The sequence below is a fragment of the Nonomuraea guangzhouensis genome (assembly GCF_019396345.1).
Classification (GTDB): Bacteria; Actinomycetota; Actinomycetes; order Streptosporangiales; family Streptosporangiaceae; genus Nonomuraea; species Nonomuraea guangzhouensis.
In genome coordinates this window covers 356,398-378,731 of the sequence record NZ_JAHKRM010000010.1, presented here as the reverse complement: position 1 = coordinate 378,731, position 22,334 = coordinate 356,398, and the positions used below count along the sequence as shown (strand labels likewise).

Here is a 22,334-nt window from a genome sequence, read left to right as displayed (position 1 = left end):
GCGTAACCCGAGATTCCTACATTCGAGTCCTCGCCACCGAATGTAGGAGGAACGATGGCGCGCTGGATCGCCGATTGGCACCCCGACGACAAGACCTTCTGGGAAGGCACCGGCAAGCGGATCGCCCGGCGCAATCTCGTCTTCTCGATCCTGGCCGAGCACCTCGGGTTCACGGTGTGGACGCTGCTCAGCATCGTGGCCGCCAAGATGGGCGCCTACGACTTCTCCACCGACCAGCTCTTCTGGCTGGTGGCGCTGCCCAACCTCGTCGGCTCCGTGCTGCGCGTCCCCTACACGTTCGGCCCGGCCAGGTTCGGCGGCGCCACGTTCACCACGGTCAGCGCGTTGCTGCTGGTCATCCCCACGGTGCTGCTCGGGCTGGCGGTCAGCGACCCGGGCACCCCCTACTGGATGTTCCTGGTGATCGCGGCGCTGGCCGGGGTCGGCGGCGGCAACTTCGCCTCCAGCATGGCCAACATCACCTACTTCTACCCGCGCTCGCGGCAAGGGGTGGCGCTCGGGCTGAACGCGGCCGGCGGCAACATCGGGGTCAGCTCCGTGCAACTGGTCATGCCGCTGGTGATCGGCGGGTTCGGGCTGGCCGCCGCGGGCTGGTTCTGGGTGCCGCTGGTCGTCGTGGCCGCCGTCTGCGCCTGGTTCTTCATGGACAACCTGGCCGTGGCCAAGGCCAAGCCGCGCGAGCAGCTGGCGGTGGCCGGGCGGGCGCAGACGTGGATCATGTCGTTCCTGTACATCGGCACCTTCGGCTCGTTCATCGGCTACTCGACGGCCTTCCCGCTGCTGGCCAAGAGCCTGTTCCCCGGCTCGCCGTGGGCGGCGGTGGCGTTCGTCGGCCCGCTGCTCGGCTCGCTGATCAGGCCGGTGGGCGGCTGGCTCGCCGACAAGAAGGGCGGGGCGCCGGTGACCCTGTGGAACTTCGCCGGCATGGGCGTCGGAGTGGTCCTGATCTGGCTCGCCAGCACCTCGGGCAACTTCTGGCTGTTCTTCCTGTCCTTCCAGGTGCTCTTCATCACCGCGGGCATCGGCAACGGCTCCACCTACCGGATGATCCCGGCGATCTTCCAGGCCAAGGCCGTTGCCGAGCGCGGCGCCGGCGAGGAGGCCCTGATGTACGGCAAGCGGCAGGCGTCCGCGGCCATCGGGATCATCTCCGCGGTCGGGGCGCTCGGCGGGTTCTTCATCAACCGGGCGTTCGGCATGTCGTTCGCCCAGACGGGCAGCCCGGCCACCGCGTTCGTCGGGTTCGGCCTCTTCTACGTGGCCTGCTTCACGCTGACCTGGTGGTGTTACACGCGCAAGGTCGGCGTCTCGCTCGTCGGCAGCCTGGCCGACGCCCGTGTCTGAGGATCCCGTGGTGACCGCGACCCACTGCCCGTACTGCGCTCTCCAGTGCGGCATGACGATCACCGCCCTGGGATCCGAGATCACGATCGCGCCGCGCACCGACGTCCCGGCGAACTCCGGCGGCGCCCTGTGCCAGAAGGGCTGGACGGCGGCCGACCTGCTGACCAACGGCGAGCGGCTGACCACACCGCTGCTCCACGGCCGGCCCGTGGCCTGGGAGACCGCTCTCGACTACGTGGCCGACCGGCTGGTCGCCATCCGCGCCGCGCACGGCCCCGACGCCGTGGCCGTGTTCGGCGGCGGCGGGCTGACCAACGAGAAGGCCTACCAGCTCGGCAAGTTCGCCAGGGTCGCGCTCGGCACCAGCCAGATCGACTACAACGGCCGCTTCTGCATGTCGTCGGCCGCGGCCGCCTCGCTCAGGGCGTTCGGGATGGACCGCGGCCTGCCGTTCCCGATCACCGACCTGGCCGAGACCGACGTCGTCCTGCTGGCCGGGGGGAACGTCGCCGAGACCATGCCGCCCTTCGTCCGGCACCTGACCGGGCCGCGGCTCATCGTCATCGACCCCCGCCGCACCGCGACGGCCAAGCTGGCCTGGCTGCACCTGCAGCCCACGCCGGGCACCGATCTGGCGCTCGCCCTGGGGATGCTGCACATGGTCATCGCCGACGGGCTGGTCGACGAGGACTACGTCGCCGCCAGGACGTCCGGCTTCGAGCAGGTCCGCACCTCGCTCGCCTCGTGGTGGCCGGAGCGGGTCGAGCGCATCACCGGTGTGCCGGTCGCCAGGATGCGCGAGGCCGTACGGGCGCTGGCCGCGGCCGGACGGGCCGCCGTGCTCACCGGGCGGGGCGCCGAACAGCACGCCAAGGGCGTCGACACCGTCACCGCGTTCATCAACCTGGCCCTGGCGCTGGGGCTGCCCGGCCGGCCCGGTTCCGGGTACGGCTGCCTGACCGGGCAGGGCAACGGCCAGGGCGGCAGGGAGCACGGCCAGAAGGCCGACCAGCTGCCCGGCTACCGCAAGATCGACGACCCGGCTGCCCGCGAGCACGTCGCCGCGGTCTGGGGCGTACGGCCCGACGAACTGCCCGGCCCGGGACGCTCGGCCTACGAGCTGCTCGACACGCTCGGCACGCCCCAGGGGGCGCGCGCCCTGCTGGTCTTCGGCTCCAACCCCGTGGTGTCCGCGCCCCGGTCCGCGCACGTGACCGAGCGGCTCGACGCGCTCGACCTGCTGGTGGTCTCCGACATCGTGCTGTCGGAGACGGCCGCGCGGGCCGACGTGGTGTTCCCCGTGACGCAGTGGGCCGAGGAGACCGGCACCATGACGAACCTCGAAGGCCGGGTGCTCCTGCGCCGCCAGGCCGTGCCCGCTCCCGAGGGGGTCAGGAGCGACCTGGAGGTCATCCGGGAGCTGGCCGGACGGCTCGGCCACCGCTTCTCGGCCGAGCCGCGGGAGGTGTTCGACGAGCTGGGCCGGGCCAGCGCGGGCGGCGCGGCCGACTACGCGGGCATCACCTACGAGCGGATCACCGAGGAGACCGGCGTGTTCTGGCCCTGCCCGTCGCCGGAGGGCCCCGGCCGCCCGCGCCCGTTCCTCGACTCCTTCGCCACCCCGGACGGCCGCGCCAGGTTCGTGCCCGTCGAGCACCGGCCCGCGGCCGAGGAGCCCGACGAGGACTACCCCGTCTACCTGACCACGGGCCGCGTGCTGGCCCAGTACCAGAGCGGCGCGCAGACCCGCAGGATCGCCGCCCTGTCCAAGGCCGCGCCGGAGCCGTTCGTCGAGCTCCACCCGGATCTCGCCGAGCAGCTGGCCATCACCGCCGGAGACGTCGTACGCGTGCTCAGCCGGCGAGGCGAGAGCACGGGGCTCGCCCGGATCAGCGAATCGATCAGGCGGGACACCGTCTTCATGCCGTTCCACTGGGAGGGCGCCAACCGCCTGACCAACCCCGCACTCGATCCGACATCACGGATGCCGGAGTTCAAAGTCTGCGCCGTCAGGGTGGAGAAGATCGCATGAGGCTCGTCGTAGTAGGCAACGGGATGGCCGGGTCGCGGCTGGTCGGCGAGGTGCGGGCGCGTGATCCGCACCTGTCGGTCACCGTGTTCGGCGCCGAGACCTGGCAGCCCTACAACCGGGTGCTGCTGTCGAACGTCCTGGCCGGGAGCTCGGGGCCCGACCAGGTACGGCTGCTCGACCCGAGCTGGTACGCCACCCACGACGTCGAGGCCGTCTTCGGCAGCGAGGTGGTGCGCGTCGACCGGAGCGCCCAGACGGTGATCACCGCCGACGGCCGGAGCACGCCGTACGACATGCTGGTCCTGGCCACCGGCAGCCAGGCGGTCGTCCCGCCGGTGCCGGGAGCCGAGCTGGCGATCCCGTTCCGCACGCTCGACGACTGCCACCGCATCCTGGAGGCGGCCGAGCGCGCGGAACGGGCGGTGGTGGTCGGCGGCGGCCTGCTCGGCATCGAGGCCGCGCGCGGGCTGGCCGGGCGCGGCCTGCCCGTGACGCTGCTGCACCTGGCCGACCACCTGATGGAGCGGCAGCTCGATGCCGAGGCCGGGCTGGTGCTCGGCGAGACGCTCACCGGGCTCGGCGTGGACATCCGCACCGGCGTGTCGGCCGAGGCGATCCTGGAAGAGGGTGTCCGGCTGGCCGACGGCGAGCTGGTCGAGGGCGACCTCGTCGTGCTGGCCTGCGGCGTGCGTCCGGTGACCGGGCTGGCCAAGGATTCGGGCCTGTCCGTACGGCGGGGCATCGTCGTGGACGACGAGATGCGTACCGAGGACCCGGCGGTGTTCGCCATCGGCGAGTGCGCCGAGCACGACGGCACCGTCTACGGCCTGGTCGCCCCCGCATGGGAGCAGGCGTCCGTCGCCGCCGAGGTCATCACCGGCGGCAAGGCGCTCTACCGGGGTTCGCGGCTGGTGACCAGGCTCAAGGCCAAAAGTGTCGAGCTGGCCGCGATGGGCGAGACCCAGCTCACCGAGGAACACGCCGAGGTGGTGCGCTTCAGCCATCGGGCCCGCGGCACCTACCGCAAGCTCGTCATCCGCGACGGCCGGCTGGTCGGCGCGATCCTGCTGGGCGACACCGACGCCGTCGGCACGCTCACCCAGCTCTTCGACCGCGGTGGGCCGCTGCCGGGCGACCGCGCCGGGCTGCTGTTCCCCGGGCTGGCGACGGTCACCGTGGCCGACAGCCCGGTGCTCATGCCCGACGCGGCGAAGGTGTGCCAGTGCAACAACGTGACCAAGGGCCAGATCAGGGCGTGCTGGGAGGCCGGCGCGCGGGACGTGGCCGCGGTGGCGTCCGCGACCAGGGCCACTACCGGGTGCGGGACCTGCCGGGATGCCGTGGAAGGCATCGTCGGCTGGCTGTGTGAGCAGGAAGGGATCTCGGCATGAACAGGATCGTCGTCGTCGGTTACGGACCCACCGCCCATCGGCTCGTCGAAACGCTGCACGAGCGGGGCTTCGACGGCCGGGTCACGGTGATAGGCGAGGAGCCCCGCCCCGCCTACGACCGGGTCGCGCTGACCTCCTACCTGTCGGGGATCAGCGTCGAGGACCTCACCTACCCGGTGCCGCCGGGCACGGTGACCAGGCTCGGCGGGCGCGTCACCGGGATCGACCGCGAGGCCCGCACGGTCACGCTGGCCGACGGGTCGGCCGAGCCGTACGACGTGCTCGTGCTGGCGACCGGGTCGGCGCCGTTCGTGCCGCCGGTGCCGGGCGCGGAGCACGCCCACGTCTACCGGACCATCGACGACCTCGACGCGATCAGGATGGCCGCCAAGGACGCGACCGAGGGCGTGGTGGTCGGCGGCGGGCTGCTCGGCCTGGAGGCCGCCGACGCGCTGCGCGGGCTGGGGCTCAAGACGCACATCGTGGAGATGAGCCCCTGGCTGATGCCCCGCCAGGTCGACGAGGGCGGCGGCTCGGTGCTCAAGGGCCACATCGAGGCGCTCGGGCTCAGCGTGCACGCGGGCGCGGGCGTCCAGGAGATCGTCGCGGACGAGCGTGGTGTCACCGGGCTGCGCAAGCCCGACGGCACCCTGCTGGACGCCCAGATCGTCGTCTTCTCCGCCGGGATCAGGCCGCGCGACGAGCTCGCCCGGACCAGCGGGCTGGACGTGGGCGAGCGAGGCGGCATCACGGTGGACGCCGGGATGCGTACGTCGGACCCGGCGATCTACGCGATCGGCGAGTGCGCGCTGGCGGGCGGCATGGTGTACGGGCTGGTCGGGCCGTGCTTCACCATGGCGGAGGTGGCCGCGGACCGCATCCTGGGCGGGGCCGCCACCTTCGACGGGGCCGACCTGTCGACCAAGCTGAAGCTGCTCGGCGTCGAGGTGGCGCAGTTCGGTGCGATGGACGGCGCGCTCGACGTCACCTACATGGACCCGGTGGGCGGCGTCTACAAGAGGCTGTTCATCAGCGACGACGCCAAGACGCTGCTCGGCGGCATCTGCGTCGGCGACGCCTCACCCTACTCGTCGCTGCGTCCCTTCGTCGGCAAGCCGCTGCCCGCGGCGCCGTCCGACCTGCTGTTCACCGGGTCGGGGGCTGAGCTGGACCTGCCCGACGACGCGCAGGTGTGCTCGTGCAACAACGTCTGCGCGGGGACGGTCCGCACCGCCATCGCCGACAAGTCGCTCACCGACGTTCCCGGGATCAAGGCGTGCACGCGGGCGGGCACCACCTGCGGGAGCTGCGTGCCGATGCTCAAGCAGCTCCTGGAGAAGTCCGGGGTCGAGGTGAGCAAGGCGCTGTGCGAGCACTTCACCTACTCCAGGGCCGAGCTGTACGACATCGTCAGGGTGCGTGGCATCGCCACGTTCTCGGAGCTGATCTCCGAGCATGGGCAGGGCCGGGGCTGCGACATCTGCAAGCCGGCCGTGGCCTCGATCCTCGCCTCGCTGCACAACGGGCATGTCCTCGACGGCGAGCGGGCGGCCCTGCAGGACACCAACGACGCCTTCCTCGCCAACATCCAGAAGAACGGCACCTACTCGGTCGTCCCGCGCATCCCCGGCGGCGAGATCACGCCGGACAAGCTCATCGTGATCGGTGAGGTGGCCCGCGACTTCGGCCTCTACACCAAGATCACCGGAGGGCAGCGGATCGACCTGTTCGGCGCCCGCGTCGAACAGCTGCCGCAGATCTGGCGGCGGCTCGTCGACGCCGGGTTCGAGTCCGGCCACGCCTACGGCAAGGCGCTGCGGACGGTGAAGTCGTGCGTGGGATCCACCTGGTGCCGCTACGGCGTCCAGGACTCCGTCGGCCTGGCCATCGACCTGGAGCTGCGCTACCGCGGCCTGCGCGCGCCGCACAAGCTCAAGTCGGCCGTGTCCGGGTGCGCCCGCGAATGCGCGGAGGCCCGGTCGAAGGACTTCGGGATCATCGCCACCGAGCAGGGCTGGAACCTGTACGTCGGCGGCAACGGCGGGTTCAAGCCGCGCCACGCCGACCTGCTCGCGGGTGACCTGAGCACCGAGGAACTGATCAGGACGATCGACCGGTTCGTCATGTTCTACATCCGCACCGCCGATCGGCTGCAACGCACCGCCGCCTGGCTGGAGTCGCTCGACGGCGGGCTCGACTACCTGCGGCAGGTGATCATCGACGACTCCCTGGGGATCTGCGCCGAGCTGGATGCCCAGATGCAGCACCACGTCTCCACGTACGTGGACGAATGGCAGACGACCATCGACGATCCGGAGAAGCTCGGCCGGTTCGTCAGCTTCGTCAACGCGCCGGGGGTTCCCGACCCGTCGATCGTCTTCGAGACCGAACGCGACCAGATCAAGCCGGTGGAGGTGTTGGCCCGATGAGCAACTGGATTCCCGTCTGCGGGTATCAGGCGTTGCTGCCGGAGCGCGGGGTGTGCGCTCTGGTGGACGGACGGCAGGTGGCCGTCTTCCGTACGTTCGACGGTACGGTGCACGCGATCGACAATCTGGACCCGTTCAGCGGGGTGCAGGTGTTGTCGCGGGGCATCGTCGGCACTCGGCGGGGGGAGCCCACTGTGGCGTCGCCCCTGCACAAGCAGGTGTTCTCGCTGGTGAGCGGGGAGTGCTTGGACGAGCCTGGGTTCTCTGTACCGGTGTATCCGATCCGGGTGGACGGTGGGCTGGTGCAGATCGGCGTTTGACGGCTCTGGTTCGGGGAGGCGGGCCGGTCACGCTCATCGAGCGCGACTGGGTCGCCTCTTCGCGTTCTAGGGCTCGACCATCATCTCCGCCGGTGGGTACACATGCGCGGTCTGATGTCCCACCGGTAGGACACAGCGCCGTTCGGAGTCGATGCTGTCGCAGCGCTCCGCATCGTCGCGTTGCGGCAGAGGCTCGGGTTCGGTGCTCAGGCTCGTCTCCAGGTGCGGCACTCGTTGGACGCTATCGGACCCGGCGGCGCGTTGGTCGCGGCCCGGCAACGATCCAACCTCTGAACGGTCTCACCAACTCCTGTGAAGGTTACTGTGAGCAATCTCCGTGGCTGTGGCGGGGGGTGGTAAAAGGGTTGTCCGAAGTGGATAAATGGTGCATTCGGGGCGGGTGTTGGGGGGAATTAGCCCGCTATGAGCACAAAATCCCAGGCCAGAGCACTCCTGCTGGCGGCAGTCGTCCCGGCTATGCTCGTCACGGGCTGTGCCGCGGGCGGTAGCAATATGCGACTGATGGGCGCGGTGGCGAGCCCTACTTCTCCGCCCATGCCCTCAGAATCAGGCCCGACGCCGACCGAGTCGGAGATGCCGACCGAGTCGGGCACCATGAGCCTGGAACCCACGGGCACCGAGATGACCTCGCCGCGCGCGGCCGTACAGGCGTACTTCGACGCGGCCAAGGCCGGTGACGCGGAGAAGGCCGCCGACGCGTTCGCCTCCGACGGCATGGCCGCCATAGCGGGCAAGCCGACCGCTGACGGCACCGAGGCGCTGCGCAAACTGTTCGAGGACGAGTTCAAGGAGAAGGCCGAACGTACGCACACCTTCGACGAGACGCGGACGTTCGGGAACGAGGCGGCTTTCGTCCGCACCACCAGCAAGGAGGGCGACGAGACTTACCGCGAGTTCTTCCTGCTGAAGAAGTCCGACGGTGAGTGGAAGATCGACCTTTTCATGGACAACGAGCCGACCTGAGCGGTCGGTGACCTTCCTGCCTGCCTGTCAGCAGAGCCGGCTCGACGCCCTGCGGCAGGCGGGCTGCTTCATGCCCAGGATCAGTGCTTTTTTATAGACTGCGAGGGGCGCCTTGGCGGGCCGGTCGAGGACAGGCGCCCAGGAGCGGTCTGTGATGCCAGATGCCGCACGATCCCCAGGTGGGGCGCACAATCTGCCGCTGCCGCTGACGCCGCTGGTCGGGCGGGACCGGGAGCTGGCCGAGGTGGCCGGATTACTGGCCGATGGCCGGCTGGTCACGCTGTCCGGGCCGGGTGGCTGCGGCAAGACCCGGCTGGCCGTCGCGGTCGCGGGCGAGGTGTCGGCCGGGTCAACGGCGAGCGCAACTGGCCGGTGCAGCCGCTGACGGTGCCGGATCCGCGGAACCTGCCTCCCATACGGAGCCTGCTTCGCTACGACGCGGTCCGTCTGCTCGTGGATCGGGTGGCGGCCGTGGAACCCGGCTTCCCGCTCACCGCCGAGAACGCGATGCCGGTCGCGCTGGTGTGCCACCGGCTGGACGGCATTCCGCCGGCCATCGAGCTCACGGCCGCACGGGCGAGGATGCTGGCGATCGAGGAGATCGCCGCCCGCCTGGAGACGTCGTTCGACCTGGCGACGGGTGGGTCGCGCGGAGCGTTGCCGCAGCAGCGGACGCTGCGGGCGATCGCGAGGCGAACAAGCAGCGGATCTACGTCTTCGTACGCGGCTCGGACGGCGAGCTCTACCAGAATGTGGGCCAGCGCTCCGGCGTTTACGCCGGGGGTGAAGGCCCACGTGGGAGTGCCCGCTAGGGCGCGAGCGTGCCCTGACCTTTCAGATTTGTCGGCGGCTTTACTCACCCAGGTCGTTTCTGCTGCTCGATGTACTGCTTGAGCACGGTGAGCGGTGCCCCGCCGACCGACCCGGCGAAGTAGGAACCAGACCAGAAATGTCCGCCCCAGAGGTATGTGCGGACGTGTGCGCTGTATTCCTTACGAAGCATCCGAGGCGATACCCCCTTCAGCGAGTTGACGAGTTTGGACAGGGCGACCTTGGGCGGGTAGTGGACCAGCAGGTGGACGTGGTCGTGCTCGCCGTTGAATTCGCGCAGTTCGACCTCGAAGTCGGCGCATACCTCGCGCATGAGTTCCTCGCAGCGGATCAGCATCTCGTCGGTGAACACCCCACGCCTGTACTTGGTCACGAACACCAAATGGGCGTGGAGGGTGTAGACGACATATCGTCCCGTTCTGACATCGGGATTCGGATTCCATCGCGGTGACATAGACCAAACGATATGATCAATGCGTGGAGAAGGTGAAGCGAACTCGTGCGCACGTCGCGCGCCTGGCGTTGGACAAGCGGCAATCAGCCGTCTTGGACGCTCAGGCACACGCCGCGCGTGCCGTGTGGAACCTGCTCCATGAGTTCACGACCTTCCGTCAGGGCCGGTTGGCGTCATTGAAGGAGTGCGACGCGGCGATTCGCCAGGCCCGCCACGAGATCGAGTGGATGGGGCAGCTGCCCGCTCAGGCCGCGCAAGCCGTACTGAAGACCTACCGGCAGGCGTGGGCGAACTTCTTCAACCCCGACCACCCGGCCGAGCGCCCGACGTTCAAGGGCCGGTTCCGGTCCCGGATGGCCGTGGACGTCCCCCAGGCCCGCGACCTGCAGATCACCCGGATCAACCGCAGGTGGGGCGCGGTGAACCTGCCCAAGGTCGGGCGGGTGAAGTTCCGGTGGACAAAAGACCTGCCCGGCCTCACCAAGGGCGGACCCCGCGGGAGGATCACTGGGGCTCGCCTGGTGAAAGACGCCCACGGGTGGAACATCGTCTTCCGCACCGAGCTGCTCATACCCGCACCTGTCCCGCACACCGGGCCGAAGGCCGGCATGGACCGAGGCATCACGGTCCCCCTGGCCCTGTCCACCGGGGAACACCTTCGGCACGGCCCGTGGCTGAGCAGCGGGCAGCGCGAGCGGCTGTTGCGTCTGGAGCGCAAAAGCGCCCGTCAGCGTGCCACCCGCAAGAAAGGCGACCCGGTCTCCAACCGGGAACGCCGCACCTACGACCAGATCGCCCGGCTCCGCGCGACAGCCAAGCGCCGAGCCGTCGACTGGCAGCATCAGAACACGACCGACCTCGCACGGCGATTCAGCGCCATCGTGGTCGAAGACCTGAACATCACCAACATGCTGGCCTCGGCCTCTGGGACCGTGCGGGAGCCGGGGATAAACGTCGCCCAGAAACGAGGCCTGAACCGCTCGATCGCCGGCCAGGCGTGGGGCCGAACGGTGGAGTTCCTGACCTACAAGAGCGCCGACCGCGGCGGCCTGGTCGCCAAGGTCCGCCCGCACGGCACCAGCCAAGAGTGCCACCGCTGTCACACCACGACTGCGGGATCACGCGAGACGCAGGCGCGGTTCGCGTGCAAGAACCCGGCGTGCGGATGGATCGGCAACGCCGACACCAACGCCGCCCGAAACCAGCTTCATCGCTACAACTCTGCCGCCGGATGGGCGGTCACAGGACGTGGAGACTCCGCGATAGCGGGGCCTGTGAAGCGTCAAGCATCCTGTCCCACAGTCTCGCCCGCATCCGCGCTGCGAACTGCTGCGTAAGCAGCACAGGAATCCTCCACATTCATTCATGTGGAGGAGCACGTCAAGTGAACTACTGGGACGGGAACCCAGTGGCGATGGGCCGACCAGGGCACACCGAGCACCGGCGAAGAGTTGGGGCCCCTGATGGGTGCGGGCACCTACTCCGAGGGCGGTAAGCAGCGCGTCCACGTGCTGGCGAGGGGTGAGAATGACACCTTCCTCCGCAACCACTGGGATGGGACGCAATGGCGATGGGACGACACCGGCACGCCCAGTCCCTGAACCGAGCCGCCATGCGGTAAGGGGCCGGAGGCAGGGTTCCCGTCTCCGGCCCGCGTCATCTTCAGTGGTCAGTCGGGCCAAGGACCATCGCCCGTCTTGTGGCTGATGAGATGCTTTGGGGTGCGCGGTGGGACGATGCGCGGTCTAGCGTGGGGGCATGCAGGACCTTTCGGAGTTCCAGCATCCGCGCTTCGCCCGCATGTACGAGCGGCTCAGCGCCGAGGCCGAGCGGAACGGCATGGCCGGGCTGCGGCGTCGGCTGCTGTCCGGGTTGAGCGGCCGGGTGGTGGAGGTCGGCGCCGGCAACGGGATGAACTTCCCGCACTATCCCCCGCAGGTGCGCGAGGTCGTCGCCGTCGAGCCCGAGGACCACCTGCGTGCGCTGGCCGAGCGGGCCGCGGCTCCGGCCCCGGTGCCCGTGACGGTGGTCCGGGGGCATGCCGGCGCGCTGCCGTACGACGCCGGGTCGTTCGACGCGGCCGTGGTGTCGCTGGTGCTGTGCTCCGTCCCCGACCAGGCCGTGGTGCTGGCGGAGGTACGCAGAGTACTCAAACCGGGCGGTGAGCTGCGCTTCTTCGAGCACGTACGCTCGGCGAACCCGGTCCGGGGCGTGCTGCAGGATCTCATCACCCCGCTGTGGCGGCTGATGGCCGGAGACTGCCGCCCCAACCGGGACACCGCGGCGGCGATCCGGGGCGCGGGGTTCGTGATCGAGGACATCGACCGGTTCGTCCACAAGGCGACGCCGAAGTCGCCGGCCATGGCCCACATCCTGGGTCTCGCCCGCAGACCTTAGGGACGCCGGCAGGCGTGTGGTGATGCGGCCCTGATCGACGAGTACTGAGGGGCTATCTACTATTTACGGTAGTTTCTCCATGGCTGGGTATCGCCTCTGGAGTGCTCACTACCGCGCTTGGTAGATGGCTGGGGTGTGATCGATGCAAACGTTCCTTCTGGTGGCCCTTGTCGTCGTGGGTGTGGCCGGGGTGTACGCCGTTTCGCTGGTCGTCGCGCCCCGGGGGACGTTGCGGGTGGGGCCGTACCTGTCGGGTGGGCTGCCTCGGGAGCACGCGCTGTCCCGGTTTCATGTTCGCTGGTACGCGGTGACGCTCGTCTTCCTCGCCTTCGACATGGAAATGATCTTCATGTACCCGTGGGCGCTGGTGGTGGCCGAGGTGGGCGGTGTGGCGCTGGTGGAGATGTTCGCGTTCCTCGGGTTGCTGATGGTCGGGGTCGTCTACGCGTGGCGGGAGGGGGCGTTCCGGTGGGTTTGAGCGGGTGGCTGATGCGGCGGGCGTCCGTGCGGCCGCTGGTTGTCGCCGGGGTGTACGGGACGCGTACGCGGCTGCTGGTGGAAGCGGAGGTGGCGCGCCGGGGGTGGGCCGTCGCCCTGTCGCCGGGGGAGGCGAGCCTGGTGGTGGTGTGCGGCGTGCCGGGGGAGGAGCTGGCGGAGGCGATACGGGTCGTCTGGGAGGGTGTCGTGAGTCCTCGGGCGTTCGTGGAGCTGCCGTCGGAGGCCACGCCCGAGGTGGTCGCGGGGGCGTTGGACGGTGCGGTGGTGGCGCTGGGGGATGAGCCCGGCCAGCGTCGCGACGCGGCCGGGCGGCAGTCGCGGTCCTGGCCGCAGGAGCCGACGGATCGCGGCGGGATGGACCACAGCGGGATGGACCACGGCGGGATGCATGGGGACATGGGGGCCGGTGGGCATGAGCATCACATGGGGAGTCCAGGTGGGGTGGCCATGGCTGAGCGGGGGCCGGATCGGGACGGGCTCAAGCTCGACCGGCTGCACGTCCCGCTGGGGCCCGTGCTCGTCGACTGGCCCAGCGGGCTGGTCGTGGAGACGGTGCTCCAGGGTGACGTGATCCAGCGGGCGACCGTACGGGTGGTGGGCGGAGTCGCGGGTGGGGTGAGTTTCTGGGATGAGCCCTGGGTGGCCGCGTCGGAGGGGCGGGCGGCGGTGACGCGGGGCGAGGCGGAGCGGCGCAGGGCCGCGTCGCACCTCGACAGCCTGGGGCGGCTACTGGCCGTGGCCGGGTGGCCCTCGGCTGCCCTGCACGCCAGATGGCTGCGGGACCGTACGTTGGCGCAGGACTCCCGAGCCGACCTGAGCCGTGATCACGCCCGGTTCGCCCGGCGGGTGCGGCGGTCGAGGATCCTCGCCTGGATGCTCCGCGACGTGGGACTCAGCATGGGACTCGGCGAGGAGCCTGACGCGGAAGACGCTGTGCGACCTCGCGCGGGCCCCGACGCGGGAGCCGTCGTCTCGCCGGAGGGAGACGTGCTGGGTCGGCTGCGTTGGTGGCTGGACCGCACCGGAGCCGCCCTGGACGCGCTGGACGACCCGACGCCGCTCGTCGGGGACGACGGACCCAGAGGCCCCGTGGGAGAGCGGTCGTCGGTGGCGGCGTTGGACGTGCTTCCCCGGCTGCTGGACGGAGCCGAGCTGGCCGCCGCCCGCCTGATCGTGGCCGGTCTCGACCCCGATCTCGACCAGCTCCCCCGGGAGGCGTTCCATGGCTGAGCCCGGTGCGGTCCTCGGGCTGGCCGCCGCACTGGCGGCGCTCATATGGGGTGCTGCGGCATTCGACGCCCGCCTGGGCTCACCCCCGCGGTCGCGGCATCCGGGACCGCCGCCACAACAGCCCGGGCCGTTGCGGGAGGTGGCCCGGTTGCTGGTGCAGCAGCGGCGCCTGACGCTGTTGCCCGACGCCCTGCTCACCCGCATCGGCCTCCTGACGCTGCTCCTGGCCCCCGTGCTGGCCGCCGCCGTGCTGCCCCTCGGCGGGGCGCCGGTGGTGGACCTGGACGTCGGGGTCGTGTGGTTCAACGCCATGGAGGTGTGCGTCTGGCCGGCCCTCTGGCTGATCGGCTGGGGCGCCAACTCCGTGTATCCGCTGATCGGCGGCTACCGCTACGTCGTCCAAGGGCTGGCGTACGAGCTGCCGCACATGTTCGCCCTGATCACCGTCGCCCTGGGCGCGGGGTCGCTGCGGATGACCGGCATCGTCCAGGCGCAGCACGACCTCTGGTACGCCGTCTGGATGCCCGTCGCCTTCCTCGTCTACCTGGTCTCGGCGCTGGCCATGGCGTTCTGGGGGCCGATGGGGCAGCCGCTCGGCCGTGACCTCGCCGGGGGAGTGCCCGCCGAGCTGGCCGGTGCCGATCGGCTGCTGTTCCTGGCCGGACGGTACGCGGTGCTCGTGGTGGCCGCCGCCGCGGCTGTGCCCCTGTTCCTCGGGGGCGGCGCGGGGCCGCTGCTGCCGGCCTGGGCGTGGACGCTGGTCAAGACCGTCGCGGTGCTGGTCCCGCTGGTCGTGGCCAAGCATCGGCTGCCGGCCGTGCGGATGGATCGGTTCATGGACTTCTCCTGGATGGTGCTGATCCCGCTCATGCTGGCCCAGTTGCTCGTGGTCGGGATCGTGGTGCTGCCATGAGCGTCGCCTTCTGGGTTCTCGCCGTGGTGGCGGTGGCGGCCGGGGTCATGGTGTTCGTGGTGGACTCGATGGCGCGGGCGACGTTCGCGCTGCTCGCGTCGCTGCTGGCCGTCGGCGGTACGTTCCTGCTGATCGACCTGCGCTACCTCGGCGTGCTGATCGTGCTGATGATGGTCATGGAAATGATGATCATGGCGATCTTCATGATCATGTACATGATGAACCCGGCGGGGCTGATGCCGATGAAGATGGTGCACAACAACCGGGCCGCCGCGATCATCGCCGGGGCCGCGTTCGTGCTGCTGGCGGCGGGGGCGCTGCTCACCCCCTGGCCGGCCGCGAAGGAACGTCCGGGCGGCGATCCCACCCACGCGCTCGGCCTGTCGATCATGGGGCCGAAGATGCTCGTGATGATGGTCATCGGCGTGGCGATCCTGGCCACGATGATCTCCACCGTGGTGCTCGCCACGCACAGGGGGCGCTACGACCGATGACACTCCAGGGCTTCCTGCTGCTGGCCGCCGCGCTCTTCGCGGTGGGCCTGTACGGCGCGCTGTCCCAGCAGTCGATCGTCATGCTCATGATGGGCCTCGAACTCATGATCAACGGTCTGATCGTGGCCGGCGGGGCCTTCTGGTACTACGTCGCCCCCCAGAACGCCGACGGTCAGGTGCTGGTCCTCGTCGCCGTGACCGTGATGGCGCTGGAGATGGCGATGGGGTTCGCCGTGGTGACCGCGATCTTCCGGGCGCGCGACGTGGACACGACGGACGACGCCGGAGACCTCAAGGAATGAACGCCCTCCTCTGGCTGCTGCCCGCCCTGCCCATCGCCGTGGGCGCCGTCCTCCTTCTGGTACGGCGGGCCGCCAGGGCGGTGGCCCTCACCACGGCCGTCGCCACGCTGGGCCTGGCCGGCCACGCGGCGCTGGCGCGGCCCCGGGTCGGCGCGCGGCTGTTCTTCGACTCCGGGCTGGCCGTGGACGGGCTGTCGGCGGTGATGGTCGTGACCGTGGCGGGGGTGGCGCTGGCCGTCCTGGTGTTCGCCGCCGGGGAGCTGCGCGAGGCGCGGTTCTTCGGGCTCATGCTGATCTTCGTCGGCGCCATGCTGCTGACCGTGACGGCCACCGACCTGGTGCTGCTGCTCATGGGGTGGGAGGTCATGGGCGCGATGTCGTACGCGCTCATCGGCTACTGGTGGCACGACCGCGAGCGGGTGCGTTCGGCGACGGTCGCGTTCGTCACCACCCGGGCGGGCGACCTCGGCCTGTACTTCGCCGCCGGCGCCGCCTTCGCGGGCGTGCTGGCCGCCACCGGCAACGGGGACGGGGCGTTCGCGCTGGCCGTACTGCCCGGCGATCCGGCCCCGTGGCGGGATCTGATCGCGGCCGGGATCGTGCTGGCGGCGCTGGGCAAGTCGGCGCAGGTGCCGTTCTCGTTCTGGCTGTCGCGGGCGATGGCCGGGCCCAGTCCGGTGTCCGCGCTGCTGCACTCGGCGACGATGGTGGCCGCCGGGGCGTACCTGCTGCTGCGTCTCCAGCCGCTGCTGGCCGCGACCGGGTGGGCGGCGGCGGTGGTGGCGTGGGCCGGGGCGGGGACCGCGCTGCTGCTCGGGGCCGTCGCCGTCGCGCAGCGGGACCTCAAGCAGCTGCTCGCCGCCTCCACCTGCGCCCAGATCGGGTTCATGGTGCTGGGCGCGGGCGTGGGGGAGGTGCCGGGCGGTGCGGCGCAGCTGGTGGCGCACGCGGCGGTCAAGAGCCTGCTGTTCCTCGGGGCCGGGGCGTGGCTGGCGGCGCTCGGCACCAAGGAGCTGACCGGGCTGCACGGGGCCGCGCGGCGCTATCCGCTGGTCGGCGTCACGTTCGGGATCGGGGCGCTGGCGCTGGCCGGGGTGCCGCCGCTGTCGTTGTGGCTGACCAAGGACGCGGTGCTCGGGGCGGTGCGTGAGCCGGCGCTGTACGGGGTGGCGTTCGCGGGCGCGCTGCTGGGCGCCGCCTACGCCGCCAAGGCGCTGGTGGCCGTCTGGCGGCCCGTCGACGCGGGCACCCGTGACGACACCGAACAGCCGGGCACCCGAAGGGTGGGGCTGCTGGAACGGCTGCCGCTGCCGGTGCTCGCGCTGGGCGCGGTCGTGCTGGGGCTGCCCGTCCTGGCGGGCGCCGGACCGCATCCGGCCGTCGGCGAACTGGCCCTCTCGGGGACGCTGGCGGCGGCCGTGGTGCTCGCCGTCGCCTTCGCGACCCGGAACCGGCCGGACGCTGTGCCGGACGCTGTGCCGGGCGAGGGCGTAGCTCCGGCGGACGCGACCTGGAACCGGCCGGGTGGGGCCGTACTTCCGGTGGTCGCGACACGGCATCGGGCGGTCGCGACGCCGGGCCCGCAGGGGTTGCTCGCCGGTTGGCTGTGGTTGGAGAAGGCCGCGGTCGGCCTGGTGTGGCGGCCGTTGACGGCGCTGGCCGGCGGGGCCGCGTGGTTCGACGATCGGGTCGTCGACGGCGCCGTCAACGCCGTACCCCGGCTGGGGATGGCCGCCGCGCGCCTGGCGCGCAGGCCGTTCGAGTCGGGCATCGAGGGCTTCGTCCGGGCGGTGGCCGGCGCGGCCGGACGGCTCGGCACGCTGGCCCGGCGTCCGCAGACCGGCCAGGTACACACCTATTTCGCCCAGGCCGCCGTCGCGCTGATCGTGCTGGCCGTCGTGTTCGCGCTGGCGAGGTGAGCGTGCTCGATATCGTGATCTTCCTCCCCCTGGTGGCGGCGGCGCTGCTGGCGGTGCTCCCGCGCGGGAAGGCCGCCGGATGGGTGTGGGTCGGCGTCTGCTCGCTGGAGCTGGCCCTGGTGGTCGCCATGTGGACGGGCTACGAGGGCGGCATCGGCTACGAGACCAGGCTGCGCTGGATGCCGTCCGTGGGCGCGGGCTATCACGTCGGCGTCGACGGGCTGTCGCTGCCGCTGATCGCGATGACCGCGCTGCTGTTCCTGGTCTGCGCCGTCTACTCGCTGGGGGAGACGAGCAGGGCGTACGCGGCGTTGTTCCTGTTCCTGCAGACGGTCTCCATCGGGCTGTTCGCGGCGCTCGACCTGCTGCTGTTCTTCGTCTTCTTCGACCTGTCGATCGTCGGCATGTACTTCGTGATCGTCGGCTGGGGGCACGGCGACCGGGCCCGCTCGGCGCTCAAGTTCTTCCTGTACACCTTCCTCGGCTCCCTGGCCCTGCTCCTCGGCTTCATCGGCCTGTACCTCGGCGCCGAGCCGCACACCTTCGACCTGGTCGACCTCACCACGAACCCCGCCAAAGCCGGACCCCTGGTCCTGCTCGCGATCGGCGTGGGACTGGCGATCAAGACGCCGACCGTCCCCGTGCACACCTGGCTGCCGCCCGCCCACACCGACGCGCCCGCCGCCGGCTCGGCCATCCTCGCCGGGGTGCTGCTCAAGATGGGTACGTACGGGTTCGCCCGGATCGCGATGCCGATGCTGCCGCAGGCGTGGCGCGAGTACGCCTGGGTGATCATCGTGATCGGCGTCGCCGGAGTCCTGTACGGCGCGCTGGTCGCCCTGGCCCAGGAGAACCTGAAGCGGTTGATCGCGTACACCTCCGTCAACCACATGGGCTACATCGTCCTGGCGTTGGGCGCGGCCGGGCTGAGCGCTCCCACGCAGGCCAGGGAGCTGGCGGTCAGCGGCGCGGTCACCCAGATGGTCAGCCACGGCCTGCTCACCGGGGCGCTGTTCCTGATCACCGGCATCCTGTGGGACCGGGCCCAGAGCTACGAGATCAGCAAATATGGCGGCATGCCGCCGGTGCTGACCGGGCTGATGGCGGTGGCCGCGTTCGGCTCGCTCGGCATCCCCGGCCTTTCCGGATTTGTCGCGGAATTTCAGATCTTCACTGGCGTTATCGGTGCGGGTGCGGTGATCTCCGGTGCGCTGGGCATCGTGGGCATCCTCATCACGGCCGCGCTGTTCCTGCGCGTCCTGCAGCGCGCCTTCCTGGGCCGCCCCGGCGAGCTCACCTCGCAGGTCACCGACGTATGCCCGCGCGAACTGGCCGCCATCGCCCCGCTGCTGATCCTGTCGCTGATCATCGGCATCGCCCCCCGCTGGCTCCTCGACCTGATCGAACCCGCCTCCGCCGCCATCGTGAACCTGGTCAGCCGATGACCGAGAACCCGCTCGACCTGCTCCCCGAGCTGCTGATCCTGCTGGGCGCCGTGGCGGGCCTGCTGACCGGCCTCTTCTTGCCCAGGCACCGGCAGTGGATCGCCGCCTGGATCTGCGGCCTGGCCCTGACCGGCGCGATGGTCGCCACCGCCGTCATCATGAAAAATCCGGACAAGATGGCGTTCGCCGCTTACGCCGTGGACCCGCTCACGAACGTCACCCGGGCCACGGTCGCGCTCGCCACCCTGCTCGTGATCATCCTGTCCACCCGCTGGGCCCGTGGGCACCCCCGCGAGACCGAGGTCTACACGCTGCTCCTGCTGGCCGCGCTCGGCGCCGTCCTCATGGCCGGCGCCGACGACCTGCTCGTGCTCGTCGCCGCGTACCTGCTGGCCGGCATCCCCGCGTACGCGCTGGCGGGCTTCGGCAAGGACGCGCCCGGCACCGAGGCCGCGCTGAAGTACTACCTGATGGGCGCGTTCCTCGGCGTGCTCATGCTGGCGGGCGTCACCCTCGTGTACGGCACGGCGGGCGCCACGGCCTACCCCGGCCTCGACGCGCCGGTCGTGGGCGTGATCCTGCTGCTGGCCGGGCTGCTGTTCAAGGCAGGGGGCGTGCCCGCGCACTTCTGGGTGCCCGACGTCACCGAGGGCGCCTCCCGGCCGGTGGCCGCGTTCGTCACCACGGTGCCGAAGATCGGCGCGCTGGTGGCGCTGTTCCGGCTGGCCGGCGAGGTGTTCGACGAGCCCGCGCTGATCGCGGTGCTCGCCGTGGCCACCATGACGCTGGGCAACCTGGCCGCCTTCCACCAGGACAACGTGCGCCGCCTGCTCGCCTACTCCACGATCAGCCAGGCCGGCTACCTGCTGGTGCCGGTCGCCATGGCGGGCCGTACCGGGCTCGCCTCGTGGGCGCTGCTGTACTACGTGGCCGCGTACGCGATCACGAACCTGGGCGCGTTCGCCGTGGTCGTGTCCTTGGGCTCCGACCGGCTCGGGGACTACGCGGGGCTGGCCCGGAGGTCGCCGTGGGCGGCGTTCGCGCTGGTGGTGTGCCTGCTGGGGCTGGTCGGCACGCCGCCGACCGGGGTGTTCGTGGGGAAGCTGCTCGTCTTCGCGGCGGCCTGGGACGGCGGTCATGCCTGGCTGGCCGTGGTGGTGGCGGTGAACACGGTGGCCAGTGTCTTCTACTACCTGCGCTGGATCCGGCCGGTCTTCGCCAGGGAGGGCGAAGGGGGATCGGCTCGGGGGTGGCTCGCACCGGTCATCGCCGTGGCGTCCTTGGCGTTCGGGGTGGCGGGCGGGATCGTCCTGCTGGTGTTGCCCTAGCGGTAGCTGATCAGAGGTCGCGTTCCTGCTGGTCGAGGATGGCGACGGAGATCGCCACGGCGGCGCCGGGATCGCGGTCCTCGAGCGCCCGCAGCAACTCCTCGTGCGAGCCGTCGAGCACCAGCGCCGCCTGCTCCATGTGGCGGACGCTGTCGCGCAGGGCGTCGCTCATGGTCCGGTAGAGGTCGCTGAGCAGCGGGTTGTGCGCCGCGTCGGCCACCAGGAGGTGGAAATCGACATCCGCGTCGGCGAACGCGTCCACGTCCCCCGCCCGCCCGGCCCCGTCCCGGCGTACCAGCGCCTCGCGCATGCCGGCGAGGTCCTCGTCGGTCCGCTTCCCGGCGGCCAGCCGCGCGGCCACCAGATCGAGCCCGCGCCGTACGTCGATGATGTCCATCGCGGCCGCCTTGGCGATCCGCCTGCCCAGCGCGACCTGCGACTCGTCGACCGCCGTGACGTATGTGCCGTCCCCCTGGCGGGTGGTCAGCAGCCCGGAGTGGGCGAGCACGCGTACGGCCTCACGGACCGAGAGCCGGCTCATGCCGAGACTCTCCGCCAGCCGCAGCTCAGACGGGATCTTCGTCCCCACCGGCCAGGCGCCGCTGGTGATCTCCTTGCGGAGCTCCTCGATCGCGGCATCCACCAGGGAGGTCCGCGCCACGTTTCGCATGAGCCGATCGCCGATTCTCAGTGGTTACTTAGTACGGCACCGTATCGCAAGCGGCGGCCAACGGATCACCCCCCACAGCACGCAGGAACGGCATGGAACGCCTGAAGGGCAAACCCATCTCTCAGGAGGATCCATGCGCATCTTCAGACGGGGAGCCTTCGCCGTCGCCGCGATCGTCTCGCTCATCGCCACGCTCGGCATCCAGAGCCCGGCCTCCGCTGACGCCGCGACCGACTCCAGGCTTCTCTCACTCACGTCGAGCTCGCTCTTCGCACGAGGGGCGTTCGGCAGCCCGTGGAAGGTCGGGGACTGCCACCTGGAGTTCCCCAGCTACGTCTACATCGAGAGCGGCACCACCCGCGTGCACGTGCACGCGGTGAGCGACACCGACTTCACCAAGCACGCCGACGTCTGGCACAGCCGGCTCGTCTTCATGGACGCCCAGCAGCGCGTGGTGGCCAGCGTGGGCAGCACGGGCGAGAGCGTTCTGGACTCGCCCCAGATGGTGCCCGCCGAGGGCGACGAGGGGCCGAGCATCGTGTACGAGTGGGATCACGTCGCGGTGGTGCCCAACGGCATCCCGTCCAGGGCCGTCTCCGTCAGATGGCTCTCGGCCTGCTGACCGGCGGGGCGATTCCTGTCGGCGGGGCTGGCTACTGTTCTGGGATGCCCGAGTCTTCCCTTGACGGCGGCGGCCCGGTGCCGGGGCTGAGGTATGTCGCCGACTGGCTCGCTCCAGAAGCGTGCGCGTCCTTACTGGCGTTCATCGACGCCGCCGAGTGGTCGACAGAGCTGCGGCGGCGCGTACAGCACTACGGCCAACGCTACGACTACGCTCGCCGCAGCGTCGCCGCTGATCCGCGGGACGCCCTCCCGCTCCCCGCATGGGCCCGTGAGCAGGCCATACGCCTGGTAAGGGAAGGGATCATGGACCAGGAACCGGATCAGGCGATCATCAACGAGTATCAGCCGGGGCAGGGCATCAGCCCGCATATCGACTGCGTGCCCTGTTTCGGGCCGGTTGTCGCGGCGATCTCCCTGGGCTCCGGCTGCGACATGGATTTCACTCATCCCGAGGCGGGGGAGCGGTCGCCGGTGCGACTCGCCCCAGGCAGCTTGTGCGTCATGACCGGACCCGCCCGATACGCGTGGCGGCACGGCATCGCCGCCCGTAAGAGCGACCCGGGCGCGGCGGGCCGGGTCCCACGGGGGCGGCGAGTGTCGGTGACCTTCCGTACGATCATCGGCGCGTCGCGCTCTAGATAGACGGGCATCGGATGGGGCTATATCGGTCCAACACGCCCCTGTACGCAAACGCACCGGATCTTGTCA

22 protein-coding genes are annotated in these 22,334 nt (G+C 70.6%); 19 read left to right on the top strand and 3 right to left on the bottom strand.

Annotated elements, in window-relative coordinates; genetic code table 11:
- Nucleotides 1–54: 54 nt before the first annotated feature.
- The 7 genes from KME78_RS22995 (at nt 55) to KME78_RS22965 (ending at nt 8,906) form a co-directional block, all read left to right on the top strand.
- Nucleotides 55–1,365 (top strand): MFS transporter, encoded by a 1,311-nt coding sequence (locus KME78_RS22995; RefSeq protein ID WP_219531171.1) that lies wholly within the window; start codon nt 55–57, stop codon nt 1,363–1,365.
- Between the two features lie 10 nt (nt 1,366–1,375).
- Complete coding sequence (locus KME78_RS22990) at nt 1,376–3,397, top strand: molybdopterin oxidoreductase family protein (protein WP_219531170.1); 2,022 nt, start codon at nt 1,376–1,378, stop codon at nt 3,395–3,397.
- Nucleotides 3,394–4,788 (top strand): FAD-dependent oxidoreductase, encoded by a 1,395-nt coding sequence (locus KME78_RS22985; RefSeq protein WP_219531169.1) that lies wholly within the window; start codon nt 3,394–3,396, stop codon nt 4,786–4,788. Before KME78_RS22990 ends, KME78_RS22985 begins: the two co-directional genes overlap by 4 nt.
- Nucleotides 4,785–7,217 (top strand): nitrite reductase large subunit NirB, encoded by a 2,433-nt coding sequence (gene nirB, locus KME78_RS22980; protein ID WP_219531168.1) that lies wholly within the window; start codon nt 4,785–4,787, stop codon nt 7,215–7,217. Before KME78_RS22985 ends, nirB begins: the two co-directional genes overlap by 4 nt.
- Nucleotides 7,214–7,537 carry a nitrite reductase small subunit NirD gene (gene nirD, locus KME78_RS22975; RefSeq protein WP_219531167.1) on the top strand — a complete coding sequence of 108 codons (324 nt, stop codon included), beginning with the start codon at nt 7,214–7,216 and terminating at the stop codon, nt 7,535–7,537. The genes nirB and nirD overlap by 4 nt, the downstream gene beginning before the upstream one ends.
- A 555-nt stretch (nt 7,538–8,092) precedes the next feature.
- Nucleotides 8,093–8,521 (top strand): YybH family protein, encoded by a 429-nt coding sequence (locus tag KME78_RS22970; RefSeq protein WP_219531166.1) that lies wholly within the window; start codon nt 8,093–8,095, stop codon nt 8,519–8,521.
- A gap of 151 nt (nt 8,522–8,672) precedes the next feature.
- Complete coding sequence (locus tag KME78_RS22965; RefSeq protein ID WP_219531165.1) at nt 8,673–8,906, top strand: ATP-binding protein; 234 nt, start codon at nt 8,673–8,675, stop codon at nt 8,904–8,906.
- Between the two features lie 46 nt (nt 8,907–8,952).
- Here the strand turns inward: KME78_RS22965 and KME78_RS22960 are convergent, their stop codons facing one another.
- Both KME78_RS22960 and tnpA read right to left on the bottom strand, forming a co-directional pair.
- On the bottom strand, nt 8,953–9,381 hold the full coding sequence (locus KME78_RS22960) for a hypothetical protein (protein ID WP_219531164.1): 429 nt from the start codon (nt 9,379–9,381) through the stop codon (nt 8,953–8,955).
- Nucleotides 9,378–9,806: an IS200/IS605 family transposase gene (gene tnpA, locus KME78_RS22955; protein ID WP_219531163.1), complete on the bottom strand. Its 429-nt coding sequence runs from the start codon at nt 9,804–9,806 to the stop codon at nt 9,378–9,380. The genes KME78_RS22960 and tnpA overlap by 4 nt, the downstream gene beginning before the upstream one ends.
- Nucleotides 9,807–9,829: 23 nt before the next feature.
- On the opposite strand from tnpA, the gene KME78_RS22950 reads away from it, so the two are divergent.
- The 10 genes from KME78_RS22950 to KME78_RS22905 all read left to right on the top strand — a co-directional run bounded on the left by KME78_RS22950 (nt 9,830) and on the right by KME78_RS22905 (nt 20,332).
- Entirely contained in the window at nt 9,830–11,143 is a 1,314-nt protein-coding gene (locus KME78_RS22950; protein ID WP_308127094.1) for an RNA-guided endonuclease InsQ/TnpB family protein, read from the top strand.
- A 421-nt stretch (nt 11,144–11,564) separates the two neighbouring features.
- A complete protein-coding gene (locus KME78_RS22945) occupies nt 11,565–12,203 on the top strand; it encodes a class I SAM-dependent methyltransferase (RefSeq protein ID WP_219531162.1) in 639 nt (212 codons plus the stop codon).
- 142 nt (nt 12,204–12,345) lie between these two features.
- Nucleotides 12,346–12,681, top strand: a complete 336-nt coding sequence (locus tag KME78_RS22940) for an NADH-quinone oxidoreductase subunit A (protein ID WP_219531161.1) — start codon at nt 12,346–12,348, stop codon at nt 12,679–12,681.
- An 11-nt stretch (nt 12,682–12,692) separates the two neighbouring features.
- A complete protein-coding gene (locus tag KME78_RS22935) occupies nt 12,693–13,931 on the top strand; it encodes a hypothetical protein (RefSeq protein ID WP_246651702.1) in 1,239 nt (412 codons plus the stop codon).
- Complete coding sequence (locus tag KME78_RS22930; protein ID WP_219531159.1) at nt 13,924–14,844, top strand: complex I subunit 1 family protein; 921 nt, start codon at nt 13,924–13,926, stop codon at nt 14,842–14,844. The genes KME78_RS22935 and KME78_RS22930 overlap by 8 nt, the downstream gene beginning before the upstream one ends.
- Nucleotides 14,841–15,338, top strand: coding sequence for an NADH-quinone oxidoreductase subunit J (locus KME78_RS22925; RefSeq protein WP_219531158.1), 498 nt, complete (start codon nt 14,841–14,843; stop codon nt 15,336–15,338). Before KME78_RS22930 ends, KME78_RS22925 begins: the two co-directional genes overlap by 4 nt.
- Nucleotides 15,335–15,640 (top strand): NADH-quinone oxidoreductase subunit NuoK, encoded by a 306-nt coding sequence (nuoK, locus tag KME78_RS22920; protein WP_219531157.1) that lies wholly within the window; start codon nt 15,335–15,337, stop codon nt 15,638–15,640. Before KME78_RS22925 ends, nuoK begins: the two co-directional genes overlap by 4 nt.
- Entirely contained in the window at nt 15,637–17,559 is a 1,923-nt protein-coding gene (locus tag KME78_RS22915; protein WP_219531156.1) for an NADH-quinone oxidoreductase subunit 5 family protein, read from the top strand. Before nuoK ends, KME78_RS22915 begins: the two co-directional genes overlap by 4 nt.
- On the top strand, nt 17,556–19,004 hold the full coding sequence (locus KME78_RS22910; RefSeq protein WP_308127093.1) for a complex I subunit 4 family protein: 1,449 nt from the start codon (nt 17,556–17,558) through the stop codon (nt 19,002–19,004). The genes KME78_RS22915 and KME78_RS22910 overlap by 4 nt, the downstream gene beginning before the upstream one ends.
- Complete coding sequence (locus KME78_RS22905) at nt 19,001–20,332, top strand: NADH-quinone oxidoreductase subunit N (RefSeq protein ID WP_219531155.1); 1,332 nt, start codon at nt 19,001–19,003, stop codon at nt 20,330–20,332. Before KME78_RS22910 ends, KME78_RS22905 begins: the two co-directional genes overlap by 4 nt.
- A 10-nt stretch (nt 20,333–20,342) precedes the next feature.
- On the opposite strand, the gene KME78_RS22900 is transcribed toward KME78_RS22905, so the two are convergent.
- Nucleotides 20,343–21,002 carry a FadR/GntR family transcriptional regulator gene (locus KME78_RS22900; protein WP_219531154.1) on the bottom strand — a complete coding sequence of 220 codons (660 nt, stop codon included), beginning with the start codon at nt 21,000–21,002 and terminating at the stop codon, nt 20,343–20,345.
- 133 nt (nt 21,003–21,135) lie between these two features.
- Here KME78_RS22900 and KME78_RS22895 point away from each other — a divergent pair, with 133 nt between their 5' ends.
- Nucleotides 21,136–21,624: a hypothetical protein gene (locus KME78_RS22895; protein WP_219531153.1), complete on the top strand. Its 489-nt coding sequence runs from the start codon at nt 21,136–21,138 to the stop codon at nt 21,622–21,624.
- Nucleotides 21,625–21,668: 44 nt separating this feature from the next.
- Entirely contained in the window at nt 21,669–22,268 is a 600-nt protein-coding gene (locus KME78_RS22890) for an alpha-ketoglutarate-dependent dioxygenase AlkB (RefSeq protein ID WP_219531152.1), read from the top strand.
- The last annotated feature ends 66 nt before the right edge of the window (nt 22,269–22,334 follow it).

Coding starts and splice junctions, on each gene's coding strand:
- KME78_RS22970 (WP_219531166.1), top strand. CDS start 8,093: ATGCCCTCAGAATCAGGCCCGACGCCGACCGAGTCGGAGATGCCGACC.
- KME78_RS22905 (WP_219531155.1), top strand. CDS start 19,001: ATGACCGAGAACCCGCTCGACCTGCTCCCCGAGCTGCTGATCCTGCTG.
- KME78_RS22900 (WP_219531154.1), bottom strand. CDS start 21,002: ATGCGAAACGTGGCGCGGACCTCCCTGGTGGATGCCGCGATCGAGGAG.
- KME78_RS22890 (WP_219531152.1), top strand. CDS start 21,669: ATGCCCGAGTCTTCCCTTGACGGCGGCGGCCCGGTGCCGGGGCTGAGG.
- KME78_RS22940 (WP_219531161.1), top strand. CDS start 12,346: ATGCAAACGTTCCTTCTGGTGGCCCTTGTCGTCGTGGGTGTGGCCGGG.
- KME78_RS22935 (WP_246651702.1), top strand. CDS start 12,693: ATGCGGCGGGCGTCCGTGCGGCCGCTGGTTGTCGCCGGGGTGTACGGG.
- nuoK (WP_219531157.1), top strand. CDS start 15,335: ATGACACTCCAGGGCTTCCTGCTGCTGGCCGCCGCGCTCTTCGCGGTG.
- KME78_RS22945 (WP_219531162.1), top strand. CDS start 11,565: ATGCAGGACCTTTCGGAGTTCCAGCATCCGCGCTTCGCCCGCATGTAC.
- KME78_RS22995 (WP_219531171.1), top strand. CDS start 55: ATGGCGCGCTGGATCGCCGATTGGCACCCCGACGACAAGACCTTCTGG.
- KME78_RS22895 (WP_219531153.1), top strand. CDS start 21,136: ATGCGCATCTTCAGACGGGGAGCCTTCGCCGTCGCCGCGATCGTCTCG.
- nirB (WP_219531168.1), top strand. CDS start 4,785: ATGAACAGGATCGTCGTCGTCGGTTACGGACCCACCGCCCATCGGCTC.
- KME78_RS22930 (WP_219531159.1), top strand. CDS start 13,924: ATGGCTGAGCCCGGTGCGGTCCTCGGGCTGGCCGCCGCACTGGCGGCG.
- tnpA (WP_219531163.1), bottom strand. CDS start 9,806: ATGTCACCGCGATGGAATCCGAATCCCGATGTCAGAACGGGACGATAT.
- KME78_RS22925 (WP_219531158.1), top strand. CDS start 14,841: ATGAGCGTCGCCTTCTGGGTTCTCGCCGTGGTGGCGGTGGCGGCCGGG.
- KME78_RS22915 (WP_219531156.1), top strand. CDS start 15,637: ATGAACGCCCTCCTCTGGCTGCTGCCCGCCCTGCCCATCGCCGTGGGC.
- KME78_RS22985 (WP_219531169.1), top strand. CDS start 3,394: ATGAGGCTCGTCGTAGTAGGCAACGGGATGGCCGGGTCGCGGCTGGTC.
- nirD (WP_219531167.1), top strand. CDS start 7,214: ATGAGCAACTGGATTCCCGTCTGCGGGTATCAGGCGTTGCTGCCGGAG.